Raw genomic sequence first — 12,467 nt, 5'->3', positions numbered from 1 at the left:
TTGTTAAGTGTCAAAATTAAAGACAAAAAATGGTAACTTTGCGAACTTATATAAAATTGTTAAATGGCGAAAAAGACTAATAATAATGATATTCTGCTGGCGCTGATCATCAAAGGAATCGAAGAAGTAAAAGGCAATGATATCGACATTCTTGACCTTAGGGAAATAGACAATTCAGCCTGCGACTATTTCGTGATCTGCAACGGTAACTCAAATACCCAGGTCAACGCCATCGTCAATTCCATCCAAAAAACCGTCTCCAAGGAAATCCACGAAAAACCATGGCACGTCGAAGGCAACGAACACGGCGAGTGGGTGCTTATGGATTTTGTCCACATCGTGGTCCATGTGTTCCAAAAACACATCAGGGAATATTACGATATCGAGAGCTTGTGGGGAGACGCCAAAATCACAAGCATCCAAAACAAATACTAATTCGTTTACGATAAATGTCTAAAGAAAACAATAATCCGAACCCGAGAATGCGGATCAATCCGTGGCTGCTCTATGCCGCTGTCGCCCTTATTTTTCTGATCATCAGCATTATGACAGGGGATGCCGCATTCCAGGAACCGAAAAAAATAAGTTTGCCCAAATTCGACACTTTCCTCGAATCGGGACAAGTCGACAAAGTTGTCATCTACAATAAAACAGAGGGAGAGGTTTTCCTCAAGGCTGATGCATTAAAAGAAGCCGCGCACAAAGAGGTGTCGAAGGACATGTTGCAGCGCGAGAATAAAGGGCCTCATTACGTTTTCGATATCGGGAACGACGAAATTTTCCAGAAAAAACTCGAAGAAGCTGTTTCCGAAAAGAAATTGCGCGACTTCTCGTTCCAGCCAAAAAGCAATTGGACCGATATTTTCCTCACCTTGTTGCCCGTATTGGTTATCGTGGCAATCTGGATCTTTATCATGAGACGGATGTCGGCCGGTGGTCCCGGTGGAGGCGGTCAGATTTTCAACATCGGAAAATCCAAAGCGCGCCTGTTCGATGAAAAGAACGACATAAAAACTACATTTAAGGACGTCGCCGGACTCGAAGGCGCAAAAGAAGAAATCCAGGAAATCGTGGAATTCCTCAAGAATCCTGAAAAATATACGAGCCTCGGAGGTAAAATCCCTAAGGGTGCTTTGCTTGTGGGGCCGCCGGGAACCGGTAAGACGTTGCTTGCCAAAGCCGTTGCCGGAGAAGCCAAAGTTCCGTTTTTCTCGCTTTCGGGATCGGATTTCGTCGAAATGTTCGTTGGCGTCGGGGCATCCCGTGTTCGCGATCTTTTCAAGCAAGCCAAGGAGAAATCGCCGGCCATCATCTTTATCGATGAGATCGACGCTGTCGGAAGGGCTCGCGGAAAAAACAACTTTTCAGGGTCGAACGACGAACGCGAAAACACGCTCAATCAATTGTTGACCGAAATGGACGGTTTCGGTACGAATTCCCACGTCATCGTGCTTGCGGCCACGAACCGGGCCGACGTCCTCGACAAAGCCCTGATGCGCGCCGGGCGTTTTGACAGACAGATTTTCGTCGACCTTCCGGACATTCGCGAACGCAAAGAAATTTTTGAGGTGCATTTGGCTCCACTTAAAAAGGTTGAAAATCTCGATACCGACTTTCTCGCCAAGCAAACTCCTGGATTTTCGGGAGCTGATATCGCCAACGTTTGTAACGAAGCGGCATTGATTGCGGCCCGTAAGAACAAAACAGCTGTCGACAAACAGGATTTCCTCGACGCGGTAGACCGTATCGTAGGCGGCCTTGAAAAAAAGAACAAAATCATTACTCCGGACGAAAAACGCGCGATCGCCATACACGAAGCCGGTCACGCGACCGTAAGCTGGATGCTGGAACACGCTGCTCCGCTTGTAAAGGTCACGATCGTTCCCCGCGGCCAGAGTCTCGGTGCCGCCTGGTATCTGCCAGAGGAAAGGCTTATCGTCAGGCCGGACCAGATGCTGGACGAAATGTGCGCAACGATGGGCGGACGTGCCGCTGAAAAAGTGACGTTCGACAAAATTTCCACGGGCGCGTTGTCCGATTTGGAGAAGGTGACCAAACAGGCACGCGCCATGGTTACGATTTACGGACTCAACGAGAAACTGGGCAACGTTACCTATTACGACTCCAGCGGTCAATCCGAATACAACTTTTCCAAGCCTTACTCGGAAGATACGGCGATTGTCATCGACAAGGAAATATCGGTACTTATTGAAAGCCAATACCAACGCGCGATCGACATTCTCGAACAAAACAAGGAAAAGTTGTTCCAATTGGCCGACATCCTGATCGAAAAAGAAGTGATTTTCAAGGATGATCTCGAGACAATTTTCGGGAAACGCCCATTCGATAAAAATCTCCACGAAGAAACCGACCTGTAAAACGGCACCGGCATTGTATAAAAATCTTAATTCAAAAACCGTTTGAATTAAGATTTTTTTATCTTTGGATGAATACGAACCACTAGGGAAACCGCCAGATCATATATGAGTCTGTTCAGAAAATTTTTCGGGTCGAATGAACCCGGCCAAGGCGAAGAGAAAGAAAGCGAGTACCATCAACAGGCGCAGCCCAATATGGCGGTCGATGAACTGTTTACTTATAACTTCAAGAAAAACGGAGGAAAATTCATCTATTGCGAAAATCTCGACGAGGTTCACGAGCAGTTTGAGAACATCCTGCAGGAAAACGACTGGTTCGAATCGGAAGCGGTTTGTTATGAAGCCAAGCTTTTCAGCATGCTTGACGACAATAACGTGGCACATTCCGGCGCTCCGGAACCGAAGTTTTTGTTGGCCTCTTGCGAGAATCTCGTAGCCGATGAAGGTTCCATTTTGTTCTCGTCCAAACAAATCAAGCAGAACAAACCCAACGATTTACCGTCCAACATCGTGATCCTGGCCACTACGAGCCAAATCCTTGAATCGAAAAGCGACGGGCTGCGCGCGATCAAGAAAAAATACGAAACCGATTATCCGACCAACATCACCACGATAAAATACTTCGAAAAAGCAAAAGAGGAGGATTTTCTTCAGTACGGAAGCGCTCCCAAAAACTTATATTTGCTGCTTCTAGAAGATCTTTAACATGAACGAAACGCTCACCAGGACGCTTTCCGGGGCGGTTTACATTATTATTTTAGTGGGTTGCGCATTGTTCCCGTTGAGTTTCATGGTCCTTTGCGGGATTTTTTTGTTGCTCGCCGTTTTTGAGTTTTGCGAACTGACGAACCTCTCCAAACCTTTGCCGTTGTTGATCGCATCGGCTTTGTACTTCCTATTTACCGCGTTCCCGCTTTCCGTCGAGATGGAATGGGCGCTGCTTGCCCTTACGTTGTTCGTTTCGGTCAGGTTGCTTTTTTTCCTGTTTTCAGATCGCATCGTGGTGCTGGACAAGCTTTCGAAATACGTCTATCTCATCGGCTACGCAATCCTGCCGATCATCTTCATCGCCAAATTGCCTTTCGAAAATGGCAGCTTCAGGCCTGAGATCACCATTTCGATCTTTGTGCTGATTTGGGCCAACGACACTTTCGCCTTCCTTATCGGAAAAGGCTTCGGCAAACGCAAACTGCTTGAGCGCGTTTCTCCCAAAAAAACGGTCGAGGGCTTTCTCGGCGGGTGGCTTTTTGCACTTTTATTTTCGCTTCCGATCGCCATCTGGCTATTTGAAGAACCTATCGCATTTTGGCTTGTGATTGCCACAATCGTCAGTTATTTAGGGACTTTGGGCGATCTCGTCGAATCCAAATTCAAGAGGATAGCCGGCGTTAAGGACAGCGGACGCATCATGCCGGGCCACGGAGGCATACTGGATAGGCTGGATAGTGTTATATTTGTAGCGCCGTTCGTATTTTTGTTTTACCAAATCGTACATTATGTTTCATAAGGAAGGCGGGAAAATCATCCTCATCTCGACAACAGTTTTCGTATTGCTGCTTTTGGCAACCGATTATTTTTTCAAGGCGACACCTTGGTTGCGCATGACCATCATGCTCATCGGGTTGTTTTTCCTGATTATGATTTTGCAGTTTTTCCGCAATCCGAAGCGCTTCAACAACCCTGATGACAATATCGTCACGGCTCCCGTCGACGGAAAAGTCGTGGTGATCGAAGAAGTCTACGAAGGCGAATATTTCAAAGACCAACGGCTGCAGGTGTCGATTTTCATGTCGCCCGTAAACGTTCACGTAACGCGCTATCCGGTAAACGGAAAAGTAAAATTCAGCAAATATCACCCAGGGAAATACCTTGTGGCGTGGCATCCCAAAGCAAGCACCGAGAACGAGCGCACCACGGTCGTGATCGAAAACCGCATTTTTGGAGAAGTGCTTTACAGACAAATTGCCGGGGCACTTGCCAAGCGCATCGTAAATTATGCACAGGAAGGCATGCAAGTCGTCCAGGGCAGTGACGCGGGTTTTATAAAATTCGGGTCACGCGTCGACATCTATCTTCCGATAGGAACCAAAATCGATGTCAAACTCGGACAGAAAGCCGTTGGAAACAAAACCGTCATCGCCTCCAAAAATGTCTGACCAGGAATTAGATAAACGTTTTCGCGAAGCTTTCGAGATCGCTTCCCAAATGTCCCAGGCAGATTTGCCCCAGGACACCCAATTGCGATTATACGCTTATTACAAACAAGGATCCCAGACCCAGCCGTCGATGAACGTCAATACGGGAATCGATCTCAGGAACGCCTTCAAGACCAACGCCTGGATGCAAATCAGCAATATGAATCCCGAAGAAGCCAAACAGCTTTACGTGGAATTGGTCGATTCACTTCAACAACGATAGGCATGAGAAAAACCGCCTTGCTCCTACTTTGCGCATCGGCCACTTTACTTTCGTGCCAAAAGAAAAAGTTGACTGAAGTCGTTGAAGTCCCGCTTCCGGCAGCCGAGGAAAAAATGACGATTGGAAAACCAGACGACGTCTCCCCAAACGCCGGGCCGTTCGAGATGTATAAGCTGCCGTTCGCCTACGACGCATTGGCGCCCAATCTCGACGCCATGACGATGGAAATGCACTACGGCCGCCATTACCTCACATACACCAACAATTTCAACCGTCTTATCGACAGTACGGAATCGGCAAAATTACCGATTGAAGAAGTATTCAAAAAGCTCAATATGGGCGATGCCGATTTGCGCAACAACCTTGGCGGCTATTACAACCACACCTTGTTTTTCGAAACGCTGATTGCCAAAGGACAAGGCCAGCCCGGAGACACGCTGGCAAATGCGATCAAACGCGATTTCGGCTCTTTCGAGCTGTTCAGGACCAAGTTCGAGGACGCGGCCGAACGCCAATTCGGATCCGGTTGGGCGTGGCTGATTACCGATAAGAGCGGCAGGCTGCAAGTGGTCGCAACACCGAACCAGGACAATCCGCTTATGCCGGGAATGCCGGTAAAAGGTACGCCTATCCTCGGTATTGACGTCTGGGAACACGCCTATTACTTAAGTTATCAATACCGACGCAAAAAGTACATTTCAAATTTTTTCAACATCGTCAATTGGGACAAAGTTGGCGAACGATATGAAAACGCGATAAAAAAATAGAAGCTCCTTTTTGGGGCTTTTTTTACGCTTTCGCATGAGAAGCCAGCCCAAACAGAATTGTCGCGTACCACCCGGTTTTTGTCGCAATGCCCATTCGGGAATTTTCTTCGGGACTCGTACTTTTATCTGAAACAAATCCAGATGGAGACGAGACACATCAATTTAGAAGAGAATTGCGCTGAAATAACCGCCCGAAGCGCCATGCTCGACGGTTCCAAGTTCATGGACGTCAGCATGCGAAATATCCGGATTACCGATGCCGACCTAAGCGATCTCCACATCGAAGGCGCGCAACTCGGTGGGGCATATTTCGAGAACATCGGCTTGCCTCCGGAAGATCATCCGGGTCACGATCCTGCATTGCGCCAACGTCCGCTGACGTTCAGGAAATGTGATTTGAACGGAAGCACATTCGACAACTGCGACCTTAGCGGCGTCGAAATTGTCGACTGTGATATTTCCGGCCTTAAAATAAACGGCGTTCTTATCCAGGAGCTGTTTAACCGCAAATGACACGTCAAAAAAAAACTTCCCCACGATTCAAGTGAACCGTTGAGAAGCTTAACATTTTCGCGACCTAAAGTCGATTATTTCAGCGAAGACAGGCTTTGTTCGATCGTTTCGATTTTTGCCAGTGCATCGGCTTCCTTTTTGCGTTCGTTTGCGATCACGGCTTCCGGCGCACCGCTTACGAACTTCTCGTTCGACAGCTTGGCTTGAACCGACTTCAGGAATCCCTGGGTATATTTCAATTCCTCGTTGAGTTTCCCGATCTCGGCCGCAACATCGATATTTCCCGTCACCGGAATGAAATATTCGTTGGACTTGACGCGGAACGAAAGCGCGCCGTCTACCTTATCGCTCACGTATTCGAGGTTCGCAACGTTGGTAAGTTTTGAGATTATTGAATCGAAACTTTGCGAGGCCTTTTCGCCATTGAGTATCTTGAGGTCGATGGCATCGCGGAACGAAATGTTTTTGTCCTTCCTGATCGTACGCACTCCTGAAATTACTTCGGATGCGAATTCAAAGTCGGAAATCAGTTTGGCATCGAAGGGTTTCGCTTGAGGCCAATGGTTGACGATCAACGCTTCCTCTTTCGTCCTCTCGGCAATATACTGCCAGATTTCCTCGGTAAGGAACGGCATGAACGGATGCAACAATCGCAACACGTTTTCGAGCGCATCTATTGCAGAATCGAACGTCTTGCCATCGATAGGCTGTTGGTAAGCCGGTTTGATCATCTCGAGGAACCACGAACAGAAATCGTCCCAAACCAATTTATAAATCGCCATCAACGCGTCCGAAATGCGGTATTTCTCAAAGTGATCTTCGATTTCGACAAGCGAATGCTGCAATTTTGCGTTGAACCATTCGACCGCTTTTTGAGATGCTTCCGGAGCAGGGATAGTTTCGTCTACTTCCCAACCTTTTACAAGTCGGAAAGCGTTCCAGACTTTGTGCGCAAACGAACGTCCGTTGGCACATAATTCCTCGTCAAAAAGAATGTCGTTTCCGGCCGATGCACTCAACAGCAAACCAACGCGGACGCCATCGGCCCCGAATTTCTCGATCAAGTCAAGCGGATCGGGTGAATTGCCGAGTGACTTCGACATTTTGCGTCGCTGCTTGTCGCGCACCAATCCGGTAAGGTAAACGTTAGTAAACGGCTTCTTTCCAGTGTATTCATAACCGGCGAAGATCATCCGCGCCACCCAGAAGAACAAGATGTCCGGGCCGGTAACGAGGTCGTTCGTCGGATAATAATACTTGAAATCTTCGTTTTCAGGATCGAGAATCCCGCCGAATACCGCTATCGGCCAGAGCCATGACGAAAACCACGTATCGAGGGCATCGGCGTCCTGTCGCAGCGTTTCGGACGTGATGCCAGGATTTTTTGCTTTCGCCATCTCAAGCGCCTGCTCCTTGGTCTCCGCTACGACAAAGTCTTCTTTGCCGTCTCCATAGTAATAAGCCGGGATTTGCTGTCCCCACCACAACTGTCGCGAAATGTTCCAGTCGCGTATGTTTTCCAGCCAATGGCGATAGGTATTGTCGAAACGCTTCGGATACAATTTGATTTCCTCTTCTTCCAAAACCGCTTTGAGAGCCGGTTTGACCATTTCTTCCATACTCAAAAACCACTGATCGGAAAGACGGGGCTCGATAACGGCTTTCGTCCTTTCGGATGTGCCGACCTTGTTCAGGTGCGTTTCGACCTTAGCCATATTGCCGAGCGTTTCGAGCTCATTGGCGATCTCATCGCGCACGACAAAACGGTCTTTTCCGGCGTAGTGCAGTCCGAAGGAATTCAAAGTGGCATCTTCGTTGAAAATATCGATGATTTCCAGGTTGTGTTTTTCGCCAAGGGCTTTGTCGTTGACATCGTGTGCCGGCGTGACCTTGAGGCATCCGGTACCGAATTCCATGTCGACGTAATCGTCCTCGATGATCGGAATGACGCGATTGGCTATCGGAACGATGACTTTTTTGCCGTTCAGATGTGTGTATCGCTCGTCGTTCGGGTTGATGCAGACGGCCGTGTCGCCCAGGATCGTCTCGGGACGCGTTGTTGCAATCGTCACGAATTCTTCCGAACCTTCAATTTTGTATTTAAGAAAATACAGTTTCCCTTGTCTTTCTTCGTAAATGACTTCCTCGTCGCTCAACGTCGTCTTGGCTTCCGGATCCCAGTTCACCATTCGAAAACCGCGATATATCAAGCCTTTGTTGTACAAATCGACGAACGACTTGATTACCGATGCCGACATATCAGGATCCATTGTGAACTTCGTACGGTCCCAATCGCATGACGCGCCGAGTTTCTTCAGTTGCTCGAGGATGACGCCACCATATTTGTCGGTCCACTCCCAGGCGTGCTTGAGGAATTCCTCTCGGGAAAGATCGGTTTTGTTGATGCCTTCGGCCTTGAGTTTGGCCACGACCTTGGCTTCGGTCGCAATCGAGGCGTGATCGGTGCCCGGAACCCAACAGGCGTTCAGCCCTTTGAGGCGCGCACGTCGTATCAAAACGTCCTGTATCGTGTTGTTGAGCATATGCCCCATGTGCAGGACGCCGGTCACGTTCGGAGGCGGGATTACGATGGTGTACGGTTTCCTGTGGTCTGGCGTCGAATGGAAATAGCGGTTTTCCATCCAGTAGTCATACCACTTCTTTTCTATGCTTGCTGGTTCAAATTGAGACGGGATTGCCATAATTGTCTGTGCGTAAAACGAATAAAGTTTGGCCCGATTGTTGAAATTCCGGGCGAGGCACAAAAGTAATCCATTCGTGTCGTATAAAAAATTAAGAAGTAATAATTTGCGCATCTCCCAAAACGCTTTATTTTTACAGACCAAATCAACATTCCCATGAGAAAACTCTTCCTTTTGTTGGCTTTTCTGGCCGTCGGTTCTGCTGCAACCGCGCAACACGGGCCAAAAATCGAATTTCTGAATAAGGACAATACCGTCGATTACGGCACGGTATCCAAAGACAGCGACAGCGGCGTACGCACGTTTGAATTCAAGAACATCGGAGACGCGCCACTTATCATCACGGATGTCAAATCGACCTGCGGCTGTACCGTCCCGTCAAAACCTACCCAACCAATCATGCCAGGAAAAACCGGTAAGATCGACGTAAAATACAATATGAATCCGGGACCCATCCGCAAAACGATAACAGTAGAGTCCAATGCGGTCAACTACGATGGCGGACGGATCGCCCTGAAAATAAAAGGTGACGTCATCGTCAAAAAGGAGGAAAATCTCCTCGAGAAAAAAAGCGCAAGTCCAATGCTGCGATAACCCACCAGGCCTTTCCTTCCCGAAAGGCTTTTTTATTTACAATAATTTCCGGAGCCTGAAACTCACATTGATCTTGAGCCCGTTTCGCTCGAGTTGAAGCACGATTTGGCGATCGGGTTCCGAACGCAATACGTCAATGATGTCCTGCAGCGTGTAGCGGTAGGCCAGGCGTCCGTTTACAGAAATGATCTTATCGTCTTTGAGGATTCCCGCCTCGGCAGCCGGAGAGTCCGGCCTCACACTCGTCACTGAATAAAGCGGCTTGAGTTCGAATTTATAATGGAAGTCTGATTGTCGCTTGTTGAAGTCCGCGCTGTAATCGTCGCCTTTGAGATTGGTGTTCAGTTCCACGGTTTCCTTGATCCATTGAAGCCCGCTATGCTCGATCTCCAGCCCGCTCATATTATAGTGGAAAGGATCGTAATAGCTTTTCGCTTTTTTCAGGAAAATCTGTTTGTTCGGATAGTCAAACACTACAGAAAAACGCTTCAGTATCTCTCCTCCGACCGATCCCATCCTGTCTTTCACCATATTCACATGACGGATCGAAACCGAATCTGGAAACGCCACGATGGGCGCCTCGAACAAGAATCCGCCAACCAAAAAACCGTCGATCCTGCCTCGCTTTCCGTAGACTTCCCCGCTAAATCCCCTGCCAAGAAAATCCTCGAAATACTTACCAGGCAACCCAATCTCGTCAGACAATTCCTCGAACAGCCAAACGGCATCGCTGCTACCGGTGTCGATGAGCAGCTTTGCCTCGACCGCATTCCCGTTCTGCTTAACCTCTGTAACGAGATACGGTTTGCGCAATTCTATGGTAACGGGTACCCGCGTCATTTTTTTCTGGATTTTCCTGCGCGCCTTGTCGGAATCGTGGTAAATGATGATGCGCCGCCTGTCGTAATCAATCTCTACCAGATTGTTCCTGAAAAATTGGTAGCCGATGATGCCGTTTACCGGAATCCCGATGTGGGACGAAAAATTGAAGCTTTCATCCATGACGATATAGAGCATGTGATTGTCGTCGAGCATGTCCTCGAAGCCCAGTTTGTTCCCCGTCGACTTCAACCCTTCTATGTGTTCCTGGCTGCCCAAACCTCGAAGTTTTACTTTCTCTACGTGCTCGAACGCGATTTCCTTGGTTTCTTCAAGACTGAACAAAATGGTTTCTTCCACGCCCGTGTCCAACAGGAAATTGAGCTGGACGCCATTAAGTTCAACCGGCAGAATAATAAGGTTGTTGATGAATTTAAACGGAAGCGTCGTCTTGGATGATTTTTCGGCAAACCGGAAATTGCCCTGGGCGCGCAGCGAAGTGACCGAAAAAAATACGACCCATAAAAGCAGCCAACGCCTCATTAATCTTTTTTTATAAAGTTAGTAATTTAACGATCTAAAAATTAAGAATCGTCATCCCAAACCAAAAATACCTAACGAATACTTTCAAAAAAATGCCGAAATTTGCAACACTAAATTAAGCAACATGCCAAGAATTTCGACCAAAGGGCACGACATGCCCGAATCGCCTATCCGCAAGCTCGTTCCGTATTCCGAAGCCGCCAAACAGAAAGGACATAAAGTCTACCACCTGAACATCGGCCAGCCCGATATCAAAACGCCCGAGGTCGCGCTCGAAGCCATCCGCAACGTCGATATGGAAGTGCTCGAATACAGCCATTCGGCCGGTTTCGAAAGCTATCGCAAGAAACTCGCGGCATATTATACGTCCCACGGTTTGCCCATAGCAACCCAGGACATCATCATTACCACCGGCGGTTCCGAAGCCCTGCTTTTCGCCATGGGAACTACGATGGACCAGGGAGACGAAATCATTATCCCTGAACCGTTTTATGCCAACTACAACGGGTTTTCGACCGCTTCCGGCGTGAAGGTCGTCCCTGTGATTTCGGGCATAGAAACGGGATTCGCCTTGCCTCCTATCGCCGATTTTGAAAAACTCATCACGCCAAAGACCAAAGCCATCCTGATCTGCAATCCCGGGAATCCGACAGGTTACCTGTATTCGAAAGAGGAAATGCAGCAATTGGCCGAACTCGTCAAAAAACACGACCTTTTCCTGATTGCCGACGAAGTCTACCGCGAATTCGTTTACGACGGAGGCGTGCACCACTCGGTAATGAACCTCGAAGGCCTCGAGCAACACGCCATCATGATCGATTCGGTTTCCAAGCGTTACAGCATGTGCGGCGCAAGGATCGGATGCATCGTATCCAAAAACAAAGAAGTCATGACTACCGCGATGAAGTTCGCACAAGCCCGTTTGAGCCCGCCGACATTCGCGCAAATCGCCAGTGAAGCCGCACTTGATACGCCAAAAAGTTACTTTGACGAAGTGTCTGCCGAATATCTCGAGCGTCGCAACATCCTGGTTGCTGAACTAAGCAAAATCGAAGGCGTGACGGTAGCCAATCCAAAAGGCGCTTTTTACTGCATCGCCAGGCTTCCCGTTTCCAACGCCGACGACTTTGCCCAATGGCTGCTCGAATCGTTCGACCACAAAGGCGAAACGGTGATGGTTGCCCCAGCGGCCGGTTTCTACTCAACTCCCGGCGCCGGACGAGACGAAATCCGCATGGCCTACGTCCTGAAGAAAGAAGATTTGGTACGCTCGGTAGAAATACTTAAAGAAGCACTTAGCGTTTACAATTCGAAATAATCAGGAGCTGATCCGGCTACCGCTATTAGCTTTTTTGGCCAGGGCGGTTTTGGTAAGGGTTGGGGCGGCTTCCTGCGGTCGCCGCCCCAACCCAACCCAACCAGCCCCGTCCTTCAAAAGGCTAACACGCTTTATCCGGGCTAGCGTCACCAAACAAAAAATCCGGTAGCATCATCCATTGGTTTGCCTACCCTATCCCAAAATAAAAAACCGCGATCTTTTTTGATCGCGGTTTTTTTATGTCCGTTTTATAAACGTTATCGCTTCAAAGAGAAGTGGGCTTTAAATTCTTTCATGGCTCCGTTTGCATTCGGGTCCGGGTATTCCACGGTAAACCAGTAATCGGTCGATGGCATCTGGCTTCCGTTGAAGGTTCCGTCCCATCCGTTGGCTCCATTGATATCCGGGGCGATCT

The 12,467-nt window shown here is 48.5% G+C and carries 13 protein-coding genes; 10 read left to right on the top strand and 3 right to left on the bottom strand.

What is annotated here, in order from left to right; genetic code table 11:
* Nucleotides 1-63 precede the first annotated feature (63 nt).
* The 8 genes from rsfS (at nucleotide 64) to HC229_RS14825 (ending at nucleotide 6,076) form a co-directional block, all read left to right on the top strand.
* Entirely contained in the window at nucleotides 64-435 is a 372-nt protein-coding gene (gene rsfS, locus HC229_RS14860) for a ribosome silencing factor (RefSeq protein WP_191021294.1), read from the top strand.
* 14 nt (nucleotides 436-449) lie between these two features.
* Nucleotides 450-2,378: an ATP-dependent zinc metalloprotease FtsH gene (gene ftsH, locus HC229_RS14855; protein WP_191021293.1), complete on the top strand. Its 1,929-nt coding sequence runs from the start codon at nucleotides 450-452 to the stop codon at nucleotides 2,376-2,378.
* A gap of 105 nt (nucleotides 2,379-2,483) precedes the next feature.
* Nucleotides 2,484-3,083 carry a lactate utilization protein B/C gene (locus tag HC229_RS14850; RefSeq protein WP_191021292.1) on the top strand — a complete coding sequence of 200 codons (600 nt, stop codon included), beginning with the start codon at nucleotides 2,484-2,486 and terminating at the stop codon, nucleotides 3,081-3,083.
* A gap of 1 nt (nucleotide 3,084) precedes the next feature.
* A complete protein-coding gene (locus HC229_RS14845) occupies nucleotides 3,085-3,885 on the top strand; it encodes a phosphatidate cytidylyltransferase (RefSeq protein WP_191021291.1) in 801 nt (266 codons plus the stop codon).
* On the top strand, nucleotides 3,875-4,534 hold the full coding sequence (locus HC229_RS14840) for a phosphatidylserine decarboxylase family protein (RefSeq protein ID WP_191021290.1): 660 nt from the start codon (nucleotides 3,875-3,877) through the stop codon (nucleotides 4,532-4,534). Before HC229_RS14845 ends, HC229_RS14840 begins: the two co-directional genes overlap by 11 nt.
* Complete coding sequence (locus HC229_RS14835) at nucleotides 4,527-4,796, top strand: acyl-CoA-binding protein (protein ID WP_191021289.1); 270 nt, start codon at nucleotides 4,527-4,529, stop codon at nucleotides 4,794-4,796. The genes HC229_RS14840 and HC229_RS14835 overlap by 8 nt, the downstream gene beginning before the upstream one ends.
* A 2-nt stretch (nucleotides 4,797-4,798) precedes the next feature.
* Nucleotides 4,799-5,563 carry a superoxide dismutase gene (locus HC229_RS14830; RefSeq protein ID WP_191021288.1) on the top strand — a complete coding sequence of 255 codons (765 nt, stop codon included), beginning with the start codon at nucleotides 4,799-4,801 and terminating at the stop codon, nucleotides 5,561-5,563.
* Between the two features lie 141 nt (nucleotides 5,564-5,704).
* On the top strand, nucleotides 5,705-6,076 hold the full coding sequence (locus HC229_RS14825) for a pentapeptide repeat-containing protein (RefSeq protein ID WP_191021287.1): 372 nt from the start codon (nucleotides 5,705-5,707) through the stop codon (nucleotides 6,074-6,076).
* 74 nt (nucleotides 6,077-6,150) lie between these two features.
* Here HC229_RS14825 and HC229_RS14820 read toward each other — a convergent pair whose 3' ends face one another.
* On the bottom strand, nucleotides 6,151-8,778 hold the full coding sequence (locus HC229_RS14820) for a valine--tRNA ligase (protein ID WP_191021286.1): 2,628 nt from the start codon (nucleotides 8,776-8,778) through the stop codon (nucleotides 6,151-6,153).
* A 156-nt stretch (nucleotides 8,779-8,934) separates the two neighbouring features.
* On the opposite strand from HC229_RS14820, the gene HC229_RS14815 reads away from it, so the two are divergent.
* The gene (locus HC229_RS14815) at nucleotides 8,935-9,372 is read left to right on the top strand and encodes a DUF1573 domain-containing protein (RefSeq protein WP_191021285.1); all 438 of its coding nucleotides are present in this window, start codon (nucleotides 8,935-8,937) and stop codon (nucleotides 9,370-9,372) included.
* A 36-nt stretch (nucleotides 9,373-9,408) separates the two neighbouring features.
* On the opposite strand, the gene HC229_RS14810 is transcribed toward HC229_RS14815, so the two are convergent.
* Entirely contained in the window at nucleotides 9,409-10,734 is a 1,326-nt protein-coding gene (locus HC229_RS14810; RefSeq protein WP_191021284.1) for a PDZ domain-containing protein, read from the bottom strand.
* Between the two features lie 124 nt (nucleotides 10,735-10,858).
* Here HC229_RS14810 and HC229_RS14805 point away from each other — a divergent pair, with 124 nt between their 5' ends.
* Complete coding sequence (locus HC229_RS14805; RefSeq protein WP_191021283.1) at nucleotides 10,859-12,052, top strand: pyridoxal phosphate-dependent aminotransferase; 1,194 nt, start codon at nucleotides 10,859-10,861, stop codon at nucleotides 12,050-12,052.
* 257 nt (nucleotides 12,053-12,309) lie between these two features.
* Here HC229_RS14805 and HC229_RS16675 read toward each other — a convergent pair whose 3' ends face one another.
* Nucleotides 12,310-12,453, bottom strand: a complete 144-nt coding sequence (locus tag HC229_RS16675) for a T9SS type B sorting domain-containing protein (RefSeq protein WP_332871661.1) — start codon at nucleotides 12,451-12,453, stop codon at nucleotides 12,310-12,312.
* Nucleotides 12,454-12,467 lie beyond the last annotated feature (14 nt).

The sequence above is a fragment of the Flavobacterium selenitireducens genome (assembly GCF_014748335.1).
Lineage (GTDB): Bacteria > Bacteroidota > Bacteroidia > Flavobacteriales > Flavobacteriaceae > Flavobacterium > Flavobacterium selenitireducens.
Note: the sequence above shows the minus strand (reverse complement) of the source record. Positions and strands in the feature narration are given on the sequence as shown.